At 68.7% G+C, this 17885-nt stretch carries 18 protein-coding genes; 6 read left to right on the top strand and 12 right to left on the bottom strand.

All coding sequences use genetic code 11. From position 1 onward, the window contains the following. Window positions 1-2 precede the first annotated feature (2 nt). The 5 genes from IBJ82_RS05095 to IBJ82_RS05115 all read right to left on the bottom strand — a co-directional run bounded on the left by IBJ82_RS05095 (window position 3) and on the right by IBJ82_RS05115 (window position 5074). Complete coding sequence (locus IBJ82_RS05095; protein ID WP_194824723.1) at window positions 3-1124, bottom strand: ABC transporter ATP-binding protein; 1122 nt, start codon at window positions 1122-1124, stop codon at window positions 3-5. A 139-nt stretch (window positions 1125-1263) separates the two neighbouring features. Continuing rightward, on the bottom strand, window positions 1264-2487 hold the full coding sequence (locus tag IBJ82_RS05100) for a cytochrome P450 (protein WP_194824724.1): 1224 nt from the start codon (window positions 2485-2487) through the stop codon (window positions 1264-1266). A 102-nt stretch (window positions 2488-2589) separates the two neighbouring features. Beyond that, window positions 2590-3441, bottom strand: coding sequence for an alpha/beta fold hydrolase (locus IBJ82_RS05105; protein ID WP_194824725.1), 852 nt, complete (start codon window positions 3439-3441; stop codon window positions 2590-2592). Window positions 3442-3462: 21 nt separating this feature from the next. Beyond that, entirely contained in the window at window positions 3463-3906 is a 444-nt protein-coding gene (locus IBJ82_RS05110; RefSeq protein ID WP_194824726.1) for a PaaI family thioesterase, read from the bottom strand. Between the two features lie 181 nt (window positions 3907-4087). Then, window positions 4088-5074 carry a zinc-binding dehydrogenase gene (locus tag IBJ82_RS05115; RefSeq protein WP_194824727.1) on the bottom strand — a complete coding sequence of 329 codons (987 nt, stop codon included), beginning with the start codon at window positions 5072-5074 and terminating at the stop codon, window positions 4088-4090. A 241-nt stretch (window positions 5075-5315) separates the two neighbouring features. On the opposite strand from IBJ82_RS05115, the gene IBJ82_RS05120 reads away from it, so the two are divergent. Together IBJ82_RS05120 and IBJ82_RS35285 are read left to right on the top strand one after the other, a co-directional pair. Continuing rightward, window positions 5316-6509: a DUF418 domain-containing protein gene (locus tag IBJ82_RS05120; protein WP_194824728.1), complete on the top strand. Its 1194-nt coding sequence runs from the start codon at window positions 5316-5318 to the stop codon at window positions 6507-6509. 54 nt (window positions 6510-6563) lie between these two features. Beyond that, window positions 6564-7754 (top strand): DUF418 domain-containing protein, encoded by a 1191-nt coding sequence (locus tag IBJ82_RS35285; RefSeq protein ID WP_194824729.1) that lies wholly within the window; start codon window positions 6564-6566, stop codon window positions 7752-7754. Here IBJ82_RS35285 and IBJ82_RS05130 read toward each other — a convergent pair. The 3 genes from IBJ82_RS05130 to IBJ82_RS05140 all read right to left on the bottom strand — a co-directional run bounded on the left by IBJ82_RS05130 (window position 7705) and on the right by IBJ82_RS05140 (window position 10260). Continuing rightward, window positions 7705-8379, bottom strand: a complete 675-nt coding sequence (locus tag IBJ82_RS05130) for a bifunctional 2-polyprenyl-6-hydroxyphenol methylase/3-demethylubiquinol 3-O-methyltransferase UbiG (protein ID WP_194824730.1) — start codon at window positions 8377-8379, stop codon at window positions 7705-7707. The two genes, IBJ82_RS35285 and IBJ82_RS05130, sit on opposite strands and share 50 nt — an antisense overlap. A 141-nt stretch (window positions 8380-8520) precedes the next feature. Further along, the gene (locus tag IBJ82_RS05135; RefSeq protein WP_194824731.1) at window positions 8521-9492 is read right to left on the bottom strand and encodes a zinc-binding dehydrogenase; all 972 of its coding nucleotides are present in this window, start codon (window positions 9490-9492) and stop codon (window positions 8521-8523) included. 60 nt (window positions 9493-9552) lie between these two features. Continuing rightward, window positions 9553-10260 (bottom strand): TetR/AcrR family transcriptional regulator, encoded by a 708-nt coding sequence (locus IBJ82_RS05140; protein WP_194824732.1) that lies wholly within the window; start codon window positions 10258-10260, stop codon window positions 9553-9555. Between the two features lie 91 nt (window positions 10261-10351). On the opposite strand from IBJ82_RS05140, the gene IBJ82_RS05145 reads away from it, so the two are divergent. From IBJ82_RS05145 to IBJ82_RS05160, 4 genes are all read left to right on the top strand, one after another. Next, window positions 10352-11839, top strand: coding sequence for an MFS transporter (locus tag IBJ82_RS05145; RefSeq protein WP_194824733.1), 1488 nt, complete (start codon window positions 10352-10354; stop codon window positions 11837-11839). 122 nt (window positions 11840-11961) lie between these two features. Next, the gene (locus IBJ82_RS05150; RefSeq protein WP_194824734.1) at window positions 11962-12612 is read left to right on the top strand and encodes an urease accessory protein UreF; all 651 of its coding nucleotides are present in this window, start codon (window positions 11962-11964) and stop codon (window positions 12610-12612) included. 24 nt (window positions 12613-12636) lie between these two features. Beyond that, entirely contained in the window at window positions 12637-13344 is a 708-nt protein-coding gene (ureG, locus tag IBJ82_RS05155; RefSeq protein ID WP_194824735.1) for an urease accessory protein UreG, read from the top strand. Next, window positions 13334-14002 (top strand): urease accessory protein UreD, encoded by a 669-nt coding sequence (locus tag IBJ82_RS05160; RefSeq protein WP_194824736.1) that lies wholly within the window; start codon window positions 13334-13336, stop codon window positions 14000-14002. Before ureG ends, IBJ82_RS05160 begins: the two co-directional genes overlap by 11 nt. Before the next feature lie 59 nt (window positions 14003-14061). Here the strand turns inward: IBJ82_RS05160 and IBJ82_RS05165 are convergent, their stop codons facing one another. The 4 genes from IBJ82_RS05165 to IBJ82_RS05180 all read right to left on the bottom strand — a co-directional run bounded on the left by IBJ82_RS05165 (window position 14062) and on the right by IBJ82_RS05180 (window position 17818). Next, on the bottom strand, window positions 14062-14841 hold the full coding sequence (locus tag IBJ82_RS05165; RefSeq protein ID WP_228536442.1) for a hypothetical protein: 780 nt from the start codon (window positions 14839-14841) through the stop codon (window positions 14062-14064). Between the two features lie 209 nt (window positions 14842-15050). Further along, window positions 15051-16472, bottom strand: coding sequence for an NAD(P)/FAD-dependent oxidoreductase (locus tag IBJ82_RS05170; RefSeq protein ID WP_194824737.1), 1422 nt, complete (start codon window positions 16470-16472; stop codon window positions 15051-15053). A 157-nt stretch (window positions 16473-16629) separates the two neighbouring features. Continuing rightward, window positions 16630-17346, bottom strand: a complete 717-nt coding sequence (locus IBJ82_RS05175; RefSeq protein WP_228536716.1) for a tat pathway signal sequence — start codon at window positions 17344-17346, stop codon at window positions 16630-16632. Window positions 17347-17611: 265 nt separating this feature from the next. Beyond that, on the bottom strand, window positions 17612-17818 hold the full coding sequence (locus IBJ82_RS05180; protein WP_056810106.1) for a hypothetical protein: 207 nt from the start codon (window positions 17816-17818) through the stop codon (window positions 17612-17614). Window positions 17819-17885 lie beyond the last annotated feature (67 nt).

Below are 17885 nucleotides of genomic sequence, written 5' to 3' on the forward strand. Positions count from 1 at the left end.
AATCAGGGGACGGGAACAGCGGCCGCGTCGATGGCGGCGTCCGAATGGGGCTGGGGTGCTTGCCAAGTGAGCCGAAGGCCGGTGTCGGGGTCGAACAGGTGGATGTCGGCGGGGTCGACGCGGCAGGCGATGTCCTCGCCCACCCGGACACCGGCCGGACGTGCCGCGCGCACGCACAGACCGGAGTCGAGGTGCACGAGTTCTTCGCTGCCGAGGTTCTCCACCATCCGTACCCGGCCGCGGACATCGGTCGAGGTGTCGTCGATCCGCAGGCGTTCCGGACGGATTCCGGCGACGACGGCGGTGGCGCCGCCGGAATCCTCGGCGATGTCCAGCCCGGCGTCGATGCCGTCGGCCATCACCTTCATGTGGCCGTCGCTCGAGGTGACGACGGCGGGGAACAGGTTCATCGGGGGCGAGCCGAGGAAGCCGGCGACGAAGGTCGAACGCGGGCGGTCGTAGAGCTCCTCGGGGGTACCGCACTGTTCGATGCGGCCCTGGTTGAGCAGTGCGATGCGCGTCGCCATCGTCATCGCCTCGACCTGGTCGTGGGTGACGTAGAGGAATGTCGCACCGAGGCGCTGGTGCAGCGCGATCAGTTCGGCGCGGGTGGCGCTGCGCAGTTTCGCGTCGAGGTTCGACAGCGGTTCGTCCATCAGGAACGCACCCGGATCGCGAACCATGGCGCGCGCCAACGCGACTCGCTGCCGCTGCCCGCCCGACAGCGCGACCGGGCGCCGCTCGAGCAGCGCCGAGATCTCCAGCGTCGTCGACACCTCGGCCACCCGCTGCGCGATCTCCGCCCGCGGCCTGCGTCTGGCCCGCAACGGAAACCCGATGTTCTTGGCCACCGAAAGATGCGGATACAGCGCATAGCTCTGGAACACCATCGCCAGATCCCGCCGCTGCGGCGCCGCGTCCGTCACATCGGTGCCACCCACCAGAATCCGCCCCGCGCTCGGCTCCTCCAGCCCCGCGATCATCCGCAACAGCGTGGATTTGCCGCAGCCACTCGGGCCGAGCAACACCATGAATTCACCATCGGCGATGTCGAGACTCACCTCGCGCACCGCGTACTCGGCATCGAACTTCTTCGACACCGCTTCGATCTGCAGTCGTGCCATGCGCCCAGTGTCGAGCCCGCTACGGCGCGCGCGCCGGTGCGATAGTGAACGTCGATCGGTCCAGTCGTCTAGGCACTACCGAGACGCGAACGGCGCCGTCGGTGCCGGCTGCGATTGGTGTCCAGCAGTGCGGACCGCTTCAGCGCAGGCGGACCGGTAGCTCGAGGAGGCCACGGATGAGGGTGCTGGTCTGCCAGTGGAGGTCGGCGGTGGGGGACAGGGTCAGGTGGGGGAAGCGGTGGAGGAGGGCGGTGAAGGCTATTTCGGCTTCTACGCGGGCCAAGGGGGCGCCGACGCAGAAGTGGATGCCGTGGCCGAAGGCGAGGTGGCCCGCGGTGGGGGTGTCGGTGGCGAGGGTGTCGGGGGTGGGGAAGCGGGCGGGGTCGCGGTTGGCTGCCGAGAGGGCGACGTAGACGATTTCGCCTTCGGGGATCTCGACCTCGCCCAGGGTGACCGGTTCCGCGGTGAAGCGGGCGGTGGACATGTCGACGGGGCCGTCGAAGCGCAGGAACTCCTCGACAGCGGCGGGCACGCCGGCCGGGTCGGCGCGCAAGGCATGCCACTGTTCGGGGTTGCGGAGCAGGGCGAGCACCCCGTTGCCGATGAGGTTCACGGTGGTCTCGTGGCCGGCGACCAGCAGCAGGAACGCCATCGACACCAGTTCATGATCGGTGAGCCGATCGCCCTCGTCATCGGCGAGCACCAGCTGGGACAGTAGATCCTCGGCGGGCTCGGATTGTTTGGTGCGCACCAGTTTCGCGAGATAGCCGACCATCGCGGCCGACGCGGCCGGCCGCTCGTCCTCCTCGCCCTCACCGACCACGGTGACCAAAGCCTTCGTCCAGGCCTGGAAGTCCTCGCGATCCTCGAACGGGACGCCCAGCAGCTCGCAGATCACCGTCACCGGAAGGGGATTGGCGAACTCGCTCATCAGATCGACCTCGTCGCGCTCGCTCATCGCGTCCAGCAGCGACTCGGTGATCTGTTCGATGCGTGGGCGCAGCAACGCGACCTGGCGGCTGGTGAAAGCCTTGTTCACGAGCTTGCGCAGGCGGGTGTGCGCGGGTGGGTCGGTGCCGAGCATATGGCTCAGCAGCGCCACGATGTTCGGGTCCGTCGCCGTGGTGTCGCGCTTGCTGTGCAGGATCGCGTCGATCCGGACGACATCCTTGCGGAATCGCGGGTCGGCGAGCGCGATCTTGGCTTCGGCATAGCCGACGACCACCCAGCGGACGACGTCGTCGGGGAAGCGAACCCGATGGACGGGACCCTCGGCGCGCCACCGGCGGTATTGCGCGTGCGGATCGTCGAAGAAATCGGCGCCGATGGACTCGACAGGGGCGGAAGCGGTGAGGTCGGCCATCGAATCGACGGTACTCGCGCCGGGCGGGATGCGCACCGACAGCGGACAACGACAGCACGGAACACCCTGTGGCAAGCGCGAATTCGTGGCGCGGACCGGGTGTCAGGTGGTGTGCGGCTCCGTCGTCGACGTGCTCGACTCCATCGATGTCAGAAAGCTGTGGAGCAGGTCGGTGACGGCCTGTGGTTGTTCGAGGGAACTCGAATGCCCACACGCGGGGATCGTGTGGAGCTGGGCGTGGGGGATGAGCGAAGCGATGTGGTGGGCATGTGGAACCGGGGTGGCCGCGTCATCGGCGCCGACGATGATCTGGGTGGGGACGGTGATCGCTGGAAGTTCGTCGTCGACGGCGCGGCGTTCGGTGACACCGTGGACGGCGTGGCGCAGACCGACGCGGTCGATCTCGGCCAGGCGACGCGACCACTCGCGGACGACCTCCTTGCCGGTGTCGGAAGCCCGGAAGGCGGGGCCGAACATGTGAGGGGCCACCTTGCCCGCGATAGGGCGGATGCCGAACCAGCGCAGTGCCCACGCGAGACGGTGGTATTCGCCGATCTTGGTGGGGTCCTCGGCTTGCGCGCTGGTATCGAGGAGGGTCAGCGACCGCAGCAGGTCACCGTGCCTGGCGGCGAGTCGCTGGCCGACGAAGCCGCCCATGGACAGGCCGACCCAGTGCACGGGTCCGGCGTCGAGAGCGCGGATCACACCCGCCGCGTCGGCGGTGAGCGTGTCCATGTCGTAGCCGTCGGCGGTGGGTGGGGTATCGCCCTGACCGCGCCAGTCGAGGGTGACGCACCGATAGTCGCGTTGCAGTGCCTCGAGTTGGGCGCGAAACATCCAGCCGCCGAACAACAATCCGTGGCCGAAGACCACGGTGGCGGCATCGGGTCGACCCGCGGGAACGCCGGTGTCGGTGACGGCGATCGGAACACCGGCGACGTGGATGATCGGCATGAGATCACTCGCTTCCGGTGCTCAGGCCGCGGCGAGACGCACGTTGCGCATCGTCACCAGTGCTGTGGCACACAGGATTTCGCCGGATTCCTCCACCGAGAACACGTCGGCGGCGGCGATCGTGAGCAGTGCGCCGGGCTTGATCACCCGCCCGCGAGCGACCACGGTCGGGCCTTTGGCGGGCGCGAGGATCTTCACGGTGTAGTCGATGGTCATGTTCACCCAGCCGACAGGCAACAGCGTGCCCGCGGCCGAACCGGCGGCGAAATCGGCGAGCGAGCCGAGAACTCCGCCCTGGAAGAAGCCGTCGTGCTGGGTGAGTTCGCGGCGGTGCGGTTGCACGATCTCGACATCGCCGAGCTCGACCTTGCTGAAGTGGAAACCCAGGTGGGCGGCGGCGGGCATGGACAACACCACGCTGGGAACCAGCTGTGCGAAGTCGGGATTGGGTGCCTGTGCGGTCATCGGCTCAGTCCTCTGCTCGGCAGCGGTGGACCGTCGCTGCTCCTCATGCGGCGAATCCTGCCCGCTGACGCCGCGCGGGAACAGCCGATCGCGGAGATTTCGCCTGCTGTTGGGGGTCTGGAAAGAGTCCGGCCGGGCGGGGCGAGCGAGAGCGGCCTCGTCGCATCGCCCGGCCGAGAGCTCAACGAGTTCCGGCGTGCAGGACCACTTTGCCGTTGCGACCGGGGGTTTCGGAGACCACGGCGGCCTGGGCGGCCTGATCGAGCGCGAAATCGGCCTGGACATCGAGGCGCAGGGTGCCGTCGGCGGCGAGGGTGACGAGTTCGGTGATCAACCGGGCGTAATCGGCGCGGTCGATGTCGGAGCTGCGCTGCTGGCCCCAGAACCCTTTCACCACAGCCTGTTTGAAGATCACGGCGCCGGTGTCGATGATCAGCGGCTTGCCCGACAGCGCACCGAAGGAGATCAGCTCACCACGCGGGGCGAGCAGCGCCATCAGGTCACCCGCGGCGGGGCCACTGACCTGGTCGACGGCCCGCACGATCGGTTCACCACCGGTGATGTCGGCGCCCGCGGCGAGCCAGCCCACCGACTCGGTATCGAGCACGGGACCGTAGCCGAGCTGTTCGAGCGACTGCACCGAGGACTGGCCGCGGACCAGGCTCAGCACCTGCACGCCGCGCTCCTTCGCGAACAGATTGAGCAGTCGACCGACCGCGCCGTTGGCGGCGTTCACCACGATCCACTGACCGGACGTCACCTGCAGGTCGTCGAGCAGCATCAGCGCGCTCAGCGGCATGGCCAGCAGTTGGCAGGCGGTCTCGTCGGGCACGGAATCCGGCATCGGCACCGCCTGTGCGGCGCGGGCGACGAAGGAATCCGCCCAGGCCCCACGCACGCCTGCGATCGCTACCCGCTGTCCGACCTGGAGTGTGTCGACACCGGGGCCGATCGCGTCGACGACACCGGCGGCCTCGGTCCCCGGGATCGCGGGCAGCGGCGGCCGGTAGCCGTACACGCCGCGGATGATCGCCAGATCGTGGTTGTGGATCGGCGACAGCGACATCGCGATCCGCACCTCACCCTCCCCTGGTTCGGGGGTCGGCGCTTGCTGTGTGGTGAGCACGTCCTTCGGTTCGCCGAATTCATCGATGACAACTGCCTGCATGTCCGCCTCCGTGGTGGTTGCGAGTCCCTGCCGAGCGTGATCGTGCTCCATTGTGGCACCGTGGCGGTCGTGGGCCGCTCAGGTGGTCGTTCGCCGCCGGGAGCGGCTTCAAGGGATTGCTCCATGCGCGGGCCCGGCTGTCAATACGTCGCAGGGCTGACAGCGGATCACTCCGGTACGGGGGCGAAAATAGCTCGTACGGTGGACGAATGTCACCGGTCGGCGTGCGTACGCTCGGTTCATGGCAGACGCACTCGGAACACGCTCGCCCGCAGTGCGATCCGGATCGCGTATCGCCGAGGTCGACATTCTGCGCGGGTTCGCCCTGTTCGGGATTCTGATCACCAATGTGGTCGTGGCGACCTCGCTGTGGTCGGTGGTCGGCACTCGCGAGGACCCCGTTCTGCGCTTCGGGGGCACCGTCGATCTGCTGGTGCGCGCCACCGTCGACGCGTTGTTCACCGGGCGGTTCTACCTGCTGTTCGCCTTCCTGTTCGGATACTCGTTCACGTTGCAGATCGCGGCGGCCCACCGTGCGGGGGCTTCGCCGGTACGGCGGTTGCTCCGACGGTGCGCCGCGCTGATGGCGATCGGTCTCGTGCACGTCTACCTGCTGTGGATCGGGGACATCCTCACCCTGTACGCGTTCCTGTGCCTGACCCTCGTCGCGCTGCGGAAATTGCGGCCGCGAACGGCGGTGATCGTCGGGGTGGCGCTGTACGTGACCTGGTCGGCGTGGAGCTTTCTACCGGGAGAAAACAGTCTTCTCGCGTTCGGCGAGTTCGTCGACCTGCCCGCGATCTCCGCCGACTACACCGGCGACTTCGCCTCGACGTTCGCCGCGCAGACCGCTCTCGCGCCGGTCTTCCTGCTGCTGATCTGGTTCAGCCAGGGCGTGCCGAGCCTGGCGATGTTCCTGATCGGCATGGCGGCGGGCAAACGAAACCTGTTCGCGGACCCGGATACGCTGCGCCGCTGGTCTCTTCGCGCACTCGTGATCGGCTTCGGCCTCGGACTGCCGATCTCGGCGATGACCTTCGCCGAGTCGATGACCTGGTGGCATGGCCCCGCCGTGATCCACGGCCTCCAAATACTGGTGAACCCGGCCATGACATTCGCCTACGTCGCCGCGATCCTGCTGGCAGCACAGTCCGCCCGCCTCGGCCGCTACACCGCCCTACTCGCCCCAGCCGGGCGCATGGCCGCCACCAACTACATCGGTCAGTCGATCGTGCTGATGCTCGTCTACACCGGCTACGGCCTCGCCCTCGCCGACGACCTCGCCCCACCGGCGGTCATCGCGATCGCTGTGCTCACCTTCGCCGCCCAACTGTCGTTGAGCGCCTGGTGGTTACGCGATCACCCCTACGGGCCGGTGGAGTGGTTGCTCCGTGCCGCGACCTACCTGACCATCCCGCCGTGGCGGCGTGCCTAACGGCCCGCTCCGCCCGGCGCGTAGGGCGCCGATTCGGCGCTCTACCGTGTACCGGTGCTCGACGTATCGGATCCGCCCGCAGCACAATCTGTGCATCGCATAGTCGAGCTCGACACCGTGCGTGGGCTCGCGCTGTTCGGGATTCTGCTCTGCAATGCGGTCGCCGCCGTCAGCCAATGGGCGCCGGACCGGGTGAATTCGAGCGGCGATCGCCTGGTCCTGGCGACAGTGGACGCGCTGTTGTCCGCTCGGTTCTATCCGTTGTTCGCGTTTCTGTTCGGATATGCGTTCACTCTGCAGGTCACAGCCGCGATCCGGGCCGGTGTCTCGCCCACGGCACGGCTACTGCGGCGCTGCGCCGCGCTGATGGCGGTCGGTCTCGCGCACGTCCTGTTCCTCTGGGACGGTGACATTCTCACGCTGTATGCGGCTCTCGGTCTGATCCTGATCGCGGTTCGCGCGCTCGGTCCGCGCACGGCCGCCCTAGCGGGTGCGATGCTGTTGCTGATCGGGGCTGTGCGGCCAGGGCTGTTGCCCGGCGACGGACTCGTGATGCCAGAGGTGGGGGCCGCCTATACCGGAACTGCCGCGGAAACCTTCTCCGCTCAACTCGCCGTCGCGCCCACCGCGCTGTTGCTGGTGTGGTCGGCCGGGGCGGTGCCGAGCCTGGCCATGTTTCTTCTCGGAATGGCCGCAGGCAAGCTGAACCTGCTCGAGCAGTCGAACACGGTGCGCACCTGGGCTGTACGAACCTTCGTCGTGGGACTGTGTGTGGGACTGCCCGTTTCAGCGCTCACCTTCGCGGCAACGATGCGGTGGTGGACACCGCCGCCGTTTCTGGTGGTGCTCCAGGCACTGGTGAATCCGCTGATGACCTTCGCGTACCTCGCCGCGGTGGTGCCGGCGGTGCGGATCGGTCGCTACTGCGTTGTGTTCGCACCCGCGGGCAAGATGGCGGCCTCGAACTACATCGGGCAATCGATTGTGCTGATGCTCGTCTACACCGGCTACGGCCTCGCCCTCGCCGACGATGTGTCGCTCGCAGTGGTGATCGCGGTCGGGGTGGTCACCTTCGCCGCCCAGCTCTGGCTCAGCGCCCGGTGGCTGAGTCGCCATCCGTACGGGCCGGTGGAATGGGTGCTGCGGGCGGCGACGTACTGGACCGTTCCGGCCTGGCGGAAGCCGTCGGCGAGTGTCAGTCGACCGCCTGCGCCGGGCGGTGGAATTCGGCCCGCCAGCGGTTGAGGCCCGACGTGTCGGCGCGAGGGACGGTTTCCACGCGGACCTGGGTCAGTTCGGGGGCGGTGAACGAGTCGACGTCGGCGCGGGTGAGTGGCCATGGTGGGCCGACGGTGGCGGGGGTCTCGCTGATGTCGGCGATGACGAGCAGGGTCGCGCCGGGGGCCAGGAGGTCCCGGATGCCGGTGATGGCGAGGGCACGGACGTCCGTAGGCAGGGATTGGACGGTGATCGACTCGATGACCAGGTCGAAGGCGTGGCGCCATGACGGTGGTGGGTTGAGCAGATCGGCGACCTTGTAGGTGACGGGCGAATGCGGGAACCGGACGCGGGCGCCGCGGATAGCGCTGGGGGAGACGTCGAAGGCGGTGGTTCGGATACCTTGGGCAGCAACGAATTCCGCGTCGGTGCCGTAACCGCAGCCGATCACCAAGCCCCTCGCGCCCTGGGGTAGGGAGGCACTGCGCAGCCAGTCGACCAGCAGCGGATTGGGCTCGGCACGGTCCCACGGAACGACCGAGGTCCCCGCCGCGGCCTCGGCGTAGAGCGGTTCGAACCATCCGGTCGGATCGTTCGCGGCCAGTGCCTGAGCGGCGAGGCGACGATCGGCGGACGGCTGCGCGTCGGTCATAGGTCCAGTCTTCACCACCGACGACCACCGTGTCGTCCGACATTCGCCAGACTCGCCCGACGGTGAGCGATCTGGTCGATTGATCACCAGGCCCTGGTGGTGGAACCGCGGCCAAGTCCGCACCACCAGAGCCCGAAGCCTTCAGGGGATCAACACGACTTTGCCTGTGGTGGCACGGGATTCGAGGGCCTGGTGGGCGGCGGCGGCCTCGGCGAGGGGGAATTCGGTCAGTGCGGGGCGGAACAGGCCGGTGCCCGCGGCGGTGAGCGCGCGTTCGGACAGGATGCGCAGGTCACCACCCGCGCGCTCGACCATCGCAGGGCCGAGCACGCTCGGGGAGGTGATGCCGCGAGCGGCGGTGTCCACTTGCGTCGGGGCACCGGCGGACCAGCCGAAGACCAGGTGGGTGCCGCCGGGGCCGAGCCGGTCGACGGCTGCGTCGGCGACCTGGCCGCCGACACCGTCGAAGACGACGGTCGCGGTCCGTCCGCCGAGCTGCGCCCGGACCTTCTCCGGCCAATCCGCCAGCGTGTAGTCGACCGCGATATCGGCGCCGTTGTCGCGCACCATCGCCACCTTGTCCGGTCCACCGGCCAGCCCGACCACTGTCGCTCCGACGGCAGCGGCGTACTGGACCAGCAGCGTGCCGATCCCCCCGGCCGCCGCGGTCACCACCGCGACGCTGTCGGCATCGAGTTCGGTGAACTGGAGGATGCCGAGCGTGGTGCGCCCGGTGCCGACCATCGCGACCGCCGCGGCGAAGCTCACGCCCTCCGGAACAGCGAGCAGCCGTTCGGCTTCGGTGACGGTGAGCTCGGCGTAGCCACCCGGTGCGGTGCCCAGATGAGCGACTACCCGTGTGCCGAGCAGACTGGCGTCGACACCGTCGCCGACCCGGTCCACCACCCCGGCGACCTCGCGGCCGGGGACGGTCGGCAGCTCGGGTACCGGGAACGGGCCCGGCTCACCGCGGCGCAACGCGGTGTCGACCAGATGGACACCCGCGGCGGCTACCGCGATGCGCACCTGGCCTCGGCCCGGTTCCGGATCGGGAATCGACTCGTGGCGGAGGTTGTCGGCGGGACCGAATTCGTGGAGCTGGATCGCATGCATGAACTGAGTGTTCAACCTGAACGGTGCTCGAGGTCAAGACCGGTTCGGCGACTCCGGGGTCTATCCCTCGGTCGATATCGGTCGGGGAGGGGAATCGGCGGCTCGACGGGCCGCGCGCGCGGCGAAGCCGTCGCACAGCGCGTCGAGGCCGAGGAACAGGAGGTCCTCGGAGGTGAGTTCGCTCACCCCCGCGCCTTCGAGCTCGGCCAGCGCCGGCGGCACGGGGAAGGAGGGTGTGCCCTCTAGGAGGTCGCGCAGTCCATTGGTGTCGTCGGTGGCGGTGCGCTTCTCGGCGAGTAGCGCACCGCCGACCACCGGCAAGCTGGCGCCGGAGATGTAGTTCCAGACGGTGAACCCCATCGTGGTGGCCTCGCGGGCGGTCACGTCGAGTTCGCGCAGGCCCTCGACCAGCCAGGCCAGGCTCGCCAGGCCCTGCGGGCCGAAGCTGTAGCGGGGGACGGCGAAGGTGAGCAGCACCCAGGGATGCTGCTGGTAGAGCTGCCAATCGACCTCGGCGGCGATGCGTACCCGGTCGCGCCACGTCCACCCTCGACCGACCGGATCGGGGTAGGGGTGGCGGGCGGCGATCTCGTCGGTCATGGCCGCGATGAGTTCGTCCTTGTTCGCCACGTGCCGGTACAGCGACATGGTGCCCACCTCGAGGCGGTCGGCGATGCGGCGCATCGACACCGCGTCGAGTCCGTCGGCGTCGGCGAGGGTGATCGCGGCGTCGACGATCGCGGTGCGGGTGAGCTTCGCCTCGGTCATCCCATGACTCGCTTTCGTAATACAACCTTCATGCGTACACTGTACCCAGCTCCCGCGTACGGCGTACGCAAACCGTGGAAGGATGTCGGAAATGACGAAGCTGGAACCGGCGGTGCCCACCGCAGTCGCCGGTGGACGCCGCGCATGGCTCGGATTGGGCGTGCTGCTGCTGCCGGTGCTGCTGGTGTCGATGGACATCTCGGTTCTCTTCCTTGCCATGCCGACCCTCACGGCCGACCTGGATCCCACTGCCTCGCAGCAGCTCTGGATCCTCGACATCTACGGGTTCATGCTGGCGGGTCTGCTCATCACGATGGGCAACCTCGGCGACCGGATCGGCCGGCGCAATATCCTGCTCGTCGGGGCCGCCATCTTCGGCGTCGCGTCAGTGCTCGCCGCGTTCGCGCCCACCGCGCCGATCCTCATCGCGGCTCGCGTCCTGATGGGCATCGGCGGTGCGACCCTGCTGCCGTCGAGCCTGGCACTGATCTCCACCCTGTTCCCCGACACCCGCCAACGGGCCACCGCGATCGGCATCTGGACCGCGTTCTTCGCCGGTGGTTCGGCGGTCGGGCCGATCATCGGCGGTGTACTGCTGCACCACTTCTGGTGGGGCTCGGTGTTCCTGATCAACATTCCGGTGCTGGCGATTCTGCTGATCTTCGGGCCGATCCTGCTGCCCGAACATCGTTCCGCCGCGCTGGGGCCGATCGATCTGCCCAGCGTCGCGCTGTCCATCGGCGGCATCCTGCCGTTGATCTACGGGATCAAACACATCGCCGCCGAAGGGCTGGACGCGGTGTCGTTGGTGATCGCCGTGATCGGCGTCGGACTGCTCGTGCTGTTCGTGCGCAGGCAGCGTCATCTCGCCGAACCGCTGCTCGACCTGTCGTTGTTCACGCGGCCGCTGTTCCGGGTGGCGATCGGGGCGAGCATGGCGGGCATGATGTCGCTGGCCGCGCTGAGCTACCTGACCAGCATCTACCTGCAGTCGGTCACCGGTCGCGACCCGTTGGCCGCCGCGCTGCTCGGCGTTCCGATGGCGATCGCGGTGTTCGTGTGCTCGATGAGCGGCGCGCGCCTCGGGCTGCGGCTCGGCGTGCGGGCCACCTTCACCCTCGCGCTGATGCTGTCGGCGATCGGCAACCTGATGCTGCTCGGCGTCGGTGTCGACGGCGGCCTCGGCTGGTATATCGCGGGCTCGGTGATCGCCGGTATCGGTTACGGCTTCTCGTTCACGCTGGTCTCGGATGTCGCGGTGTCGGCGGTACCCGCCGAGCGGGCGGGTTCGGCGGTCGGGATCTCCGAGACGAGTTTCGAACTCGGCAATGCGCTCGGTCTCGCCCTGCTCGGCTCGGTGGCCGCGTTGGTGTTCCGCTCCGGCGGCGACTTCGGCGAGACCCTGGGCGACACCCTCCTGCAGTCATCCGGTGACGACGGGCTCATCCACGCGGCCCGCGAATCCTTCGTCAGCGGAATGCACGTCGCGACCACCTGCGGCGCGCTGTTGCTGATCGCGATGGCGGTGCTGGCCTGGCGCTCGACCCGCACCGAGACGGTGACCGTCGAGTCGCGCTGAATCGTCCAACGGCCGATCAGCGGGTCGAGCACGACCACCGGTCGGGGTGATCGCCGCCACGGTGCGCCGTGCTGGACGGCCTCACCGGGCAGACGTCCAGGTTCGTTGCATAGGATCGTCGGATGCGAAACGAGGGTGCGGCGGGACTGGCGACATTGCTCGCCCTGGCCGATTCGCGCCTGCCCATCGGTGGACACGTGCACTCCGGCGGTGTCGAGGAAGCTGTGTCGTCGGGGTTGCTGCGCGACAAGGCGAGCGTGGAGCTGTATCTGCGGCGCCGGATCTCCACGTCCGGACTCGTCACGGCATCGCTGGCCGCCGCGGTGTGTGGCGGGTCGCTCACGCCCGAACGCGCCGAGCTCGAGTCGGACGCTCGTACGCCGTCGCCCGCCGCGCGCACGGCGTCGCGCGCGCAGGGCCGTGGGCTGCTCCGCCTCGCCAAACAGCTGTGGCCGCACCATGATTGGGCCGCGGCAGGCCCGCGCCCCCATCTGTCGACGGTGTTCGGCATGGTCGGCGCCGCGAGTGGAGCGAGCACCGACCAGTTGGCCGGCGTTGTCGTCTACACGACGCTCACCGGCGCCGCCACCGCCGCGCAACGACTGCTCGCCCTCGATCCCGCCGCCATCGCCGAAAGCACCCTGCGCCTGGCACCGCTGTGCGACCGGATCGCCGCCGAGGCCGCCACCGGGCTCGCCGCACTGTCCGATCCACTGCAGGACGCGCTCGCCGAACGTCACCTCCGCCGCGACATGCCGTTGTTCGCATCCTGACCCCGAACCCGAGAAGGAGCCCCCATGCCTCCCCATCTGATCGATGGCGAACCACACGATCACAGCCACGACCGCCCCAAGCGCGACCGCGCCGCGGGTGAGGCACTGCGCATCGGCATCGGTGGCCCGGTCGGCTCCGGCAAAACCGCGCTGGTCGCCGCCCTGTGCAGGCAACTGCGCGACGAACTGTCCCTCGCGGTGCTGACCAACGACATCTACACCACCGAGGACGCGGACTTCCTGCGTCGCCACGCCGTGCTGCCCGATGAGCGGATCACCGCCGTGCAGACCGGTGGTTGCCCGCACACCGCCATCCGCGACGACATCACCGCCAACCTCGACGCCATCGACGACCTCGTCGCCGCCAACCCGCCGCTGGATCTGATCCTGGTGGAATCCGGCGGCGACAACCTCACGGCCACTTTCTCTTCCGGCCTGATCGACGTGCAGATCTTCGTCGTCGATGTGGCCGGTGGCGACAAGGTGCCGCGCAAGGGCGGCCCCGGCGTCACGTTCTCCGACCTGCTCGTGGTGAACAAGACCGACCTCGCCCCGCTGGTCGGCGCCGACCTGGGCGTGATGGAGCGTGACGCCGCCAAGGTCCGCGACGGCCGCCCCACCGCGCTGGTCTCGCTGACCGACGACCCGGCCGCCACCCCGGTCCTGGCCTGGGTGCGCGAGCAACTGCGGGTCGCCGCCGAACAGGACGCGGCCGCCGGCGTTGCGCACTGAACTGAGCATTGTCGCCGCGCCGGGCAGGCTGCCCCGCATCGACGCGGTCGGCGGCCTGGCCGGGCGGCACACCGGCGTCGACACCGTGCACCTGATCGGTACCGCGGCCACCCCGCTCGGGGGCGACGAACTCGACATCACCATCGTCGTGCGCCCCGGTGCGCGGCTGGTGGTCCGTTCGGTGGCGGCGACGATCGCCCTGCCGGGCGTGGCCACCATGTTGTCGAACGCGCACTGGCGCTTCGACATCGGCGAAGGCGCCGAACTCGACTTCGATCCGGAACCGACGATCGTGGCCGGGGGCGCACACCATCACACAGTGACCACGGTGCGGGTGGCACCCGATGCGCGGCTGCGGTTGCGGGAGCGCGTGCAAGTGGGCCGCAGCGGCGAGGACGGCGGCGGGTGGCGCGGTGATCTGCTCGCCGATGTCGGCGAGGTGCCGTTGCTGCGGCACCGGCTCGAACTCGGCGCGGGTGCGTCGACCGATGATCGACTCACCGCACCGCGTGCGCTCGACAGCGAGCTGGTCTATCCGGATGACCGTCCGGTCTGGTCGGGCAGTGTGGACGAGGTTCGGCTCCCGCTGGCCGCGGGTGGTTCACTCGCCACCCGGACGACCAGCCGATTGCGCGCGCTCGCGATCGCCAACGCCTAGCCGAGGAAAGGGCGGTGGGAGCCGAGCCGATGGCCCGACTCCCACCGCTGGGAATTCGATCAAGCGGTGACGATCTCGGCTTCCGTATCGACGGCTTCGGGGGTCCCCGCACGCGGCGGGGCGAGGAAACCACTTGCCGCACCTACCGCCGCACCGATACCGGCGCCGACAACGGTGATGGGGATCGACACGGCCATGTACGCGGCCATGCCACCGAGGATCGGGCCCGCGACCAAGCCGACCGGGAACAACGGGAGTCCGGCGACGAGCCCGGCCAACGCACCGCCCGTGCTGGCCATCATCGCGAACGGCATCGCCACGGTGGAACCGACCGCCGCGCCCCTGGCAGCAGAACCCAGGGTCTCGGCGGCGATCCGGTCCGAGCGGCTGCGCTCGAGCCCGACCGAGTCAAGGAACGTCGCCAGGTTGGCCTCGGTATTGGCCGCGACGTCGTTGATCTGGATGGAGGTGTCCACCGGCACGAAGTCCGGTACCGGAATCTGCTGGTCACCGAAGCGGAACTGGCCCGGCGGCGGCAGGATCGGCGGCACCGGCGCGACCGCGGTCGGTGCGTGCAGCGGTCCCACCGGGGACAGGTAGTCCATTTCCGGCCCCGTCCGCGACCACTGCAGCGAGCTGCGGGTGTTCGCGGGCATCGGCTGGCCCACGTAGGGGGTGGCGTTGGGCGCCACCGCGTCGAACTCCGGTCCGGCCTGATGCTCGGGCTGTGTCACCGCCGCTTGCGCGGGATCGGCATTCGCGGTGCCCGTGCCGATCAGGGCCATGACCAGGGGTACCGCTCCGGCTGCGACGACCGAACCTACCTTCTGTCGCTGCATACTCGGCGCCCTGTGTTTCCCCGTCGCCATAGATCACCTTTCATCCTGGGGATTTGGTCACACATATATGACCTCCGACATTCGGACCGGTGCTCGACTCGGATGGGTCCGAAACGTCGGCAGCCCGCAATATCGGTACGCGGAAAGGTAATCGGCACGACGAAGGCCGGGTGGTTCGACGGAACCACCCGGCCAACGCACGAGCTGTGTCAGCCGATCTTGCGCTGATCCGCGGTGAGCGGTTCGGCGGCGGCGGGCGGCGCGCCCACATCGGCCGCGAGTGCCCTGGCCTCGGCCTGATCGGCGTTGACCTCCTCGATCGCGAGCCGCGCGAAGATCCACTGTTCGGTCGCCGCCATCTGACCGCGGTTGCGACCGAGGAACGACACGAACCAGCCGATCACCGTGACGATCCGGCTGCGGTAGCCGACCAGGTAGTACAGGTGCAGGGCCAGCCAGGCGAGCCAGGCCAGGAACCCGCTGAACTCGAGTTTGCCGATCTGGCAGACGGCGTCGAACCGCGAGATCGTGGCCATCGAGCCCTTGTTGAAGTACTTGAACGGCTTGCGTTGCTCCGGGGTCTGACCGTGCAGTCCGGCCTTGATCGCCTTGGCCGCATACGTCGACCCCTGGATGGCGCCCTGTGCCTGCCCCGGCACGCCGGGCACCGACATCAGGTCGCCGACCACGAACACGTTCGGATGACCCTTGACGGTGAGGTCGGGCTCCACGATGACGCGTCCGGCCCGGTCGACCTCGGTGCCCTCGGACCGCTCGGCGATCATCTTGCCCAGCGGGCTGGCCTGCACGCCGGCCGACCACACCTTGCACACGGCCTCGATCCGGCGAGTGCTGCCGTCGGCGTCCTTGACGATGACGCCGTGCGCGTCGACATCGGTCACCATCGCGTTGAGCTGGATCTCCACGCCCATCTTCTCGAGCCGCTTGGCCGCCTTGGCGCCCAGTTTGGGCCCCATCGGGCCGAGCACCGCGCCCGCGCCTTCGAGCAGGATGACGCGTGCGTCGCGGGGATCGATGGTGCGGAAGGTCCCGTCGAGGGTGCGGTCGGCGAGTTCGGCGATCTGCCCGGCCAACTCCACGCCGGTGGGACCCGCGCCGACGACGATGAAGGTCATCAGCCGGTCGCGCTCTTCCTGGGTGGTCGCCAGCTCCGCCTGTTCGAAGGAGCCGAGGATGCGCGCGCGCAATTCGAGCGCGTCGTCGATGGTCTTCATGCCGGGCGCGTAGGTGGCGAAGTGGTCGTTGCCGAAGTACGACTGCTGGGCTCCGGTGGCGACGATCAGGCTGTCGTAGTCGGTCACGGTGTCGCGGTTGAGTAGTCGCGAGGTGACCTTCTTGTTCGCCAGGTCCACGTCGACGACGTCACCGAGCAGCACCTGCGCGTTCTTCTGCTTGCGCAGCACCAGGCGCGTGGCCGGGGCGATCTCGCCGGTCGAGAGGATGCCGGTGGCCACCTGGTAGAGCAGCGGCTGGAACAGGTGGGTCGACGTCTTGGAGATGAGCGTGATGTCGACATCGGCACGGCGCAGATGCCGGGTACCGAACAAACCGCCGAACCCGGAACCGATCACCACAACGTGGTGCCGCTTCTCGACAGACTCAGTGCTCATCGTCGCGCTCCTCGACAGACTGGGGCGGGCCCCGCGGTGGTGGTGACAGGGTTAACCGTAGTCGGCTCCGGTTGTGACGTCGCAACAAGAACTCGATCGCGGCGTGTGATGCGGTGTCTCATCGAACGACAAGATCGACAATACGGGACGCGCCGACTCAGCGACCTGCGAGAAGGAGCTCGGCGACCCGGGTGTCGGTCTCGGCGCCGTCGGTGTAGCCGCCCGCTCCGCCGAGTGCGTTCATGATCGAGAGCGTGTACCGCTCGCCCGCCCCGGCGACGCCGACCGAGTTGACCACCCAACCATCGGCTTCGGCCGACCAGCCGTTCTTCAGGCCGGGCCGCATCGACGAACCCGCGCCCCACACGCCCCAGTGCTGATTGGAGTCGACCGAGCGCATCCGGTCGAGCAGGTAGGCGAGATCGTCGGGGTGCATGGTGTCGAGGATGGTGTTCATCAGCCGATCCAGGTCGGCGGCCGTGCACTTCTGGAACGACCAGTCCGGGAACAGCGCAGTCGTGGTCGGCTGCGGGATCAGGCTGACCATGCCGTAGGCGCGGAACGCGTTGTTGTAGGCCATCCGGTCGAAGCCGATGTACTTCTGCCACAGCACGTCGGTGGCGTGGTCGTTGGAGGTGGCCAGCATCGCTTCGATGTTGAAGCGGTCGTCGGGGGACAGGCCGATGGCGCCGACGCGGGCCCGGTTGAGCAGGTCGGCGGCGATGGCCAGCTTGATCGTGGAGGCGGTCCAGACCTGGTTCTCGGCATGTTCGTTGGCGTAGATGCCGCCGGTCTTACGGTCGCGCAGCACGTAGCCGACGGCACCGGGGCGACCGGCTAGATAGGCGTCGGCCCGCGCGATCCGGGAGCTCATGTCGGCGTCGAACCCCGGCACCGACACCTGGGTCAACGCGGGTGGCGCGGCATAGGCCGGAGCGAGGAGTATGGGGACGCCCGGAGTGAGGACGGCGGCGGCGGCGAGGAGACAGGCAGTTGCTGCTACTCGAGAAACGGCACGAGGGGAAGGAGAACGGTCACGCACGATGGACCACACTCGCACACCGAACGCCCGAGCGCACTACTTCGCCCCGAATCCGGCCCCCGGCGACAGCGCTGTTGCGGCGCACGGGAATTGCGTTTCAGTGATGCGCGGCGTGCGGTGTGGCGATGGTGCAGCCGTTGAGGCGATGGCAGTGCTCGAACGCTTCGCCGTGCCGGTCCAGCGGCCACGAATGCAGTACCTGATCAGGCCCGTAGCGCCGGGAATTGACCAACTCCCAGCGCGCGCCCACTCGGCGGACGACGAAGCCGCCGCCGGGAACCAGGGGAAACACCTGCGCGATCATGAAACGAAACCAGCCTTTCGCCCGCGGCCGTACTGTCCCACCCGAACGGCAACGATCCCACGGTCGG

It is taken from the genome of Nocardia sp. XZ_19_231, from assembly GCF_015355705.1.
In the GTDB taxonomy this organism is placed as follows: domain Bacteria; phylum Actinomycetota; class Actinomycetes; order Mycobacteriales; family Mycobacteriaceae; genus Nocardia; species Nocardia salmonicida.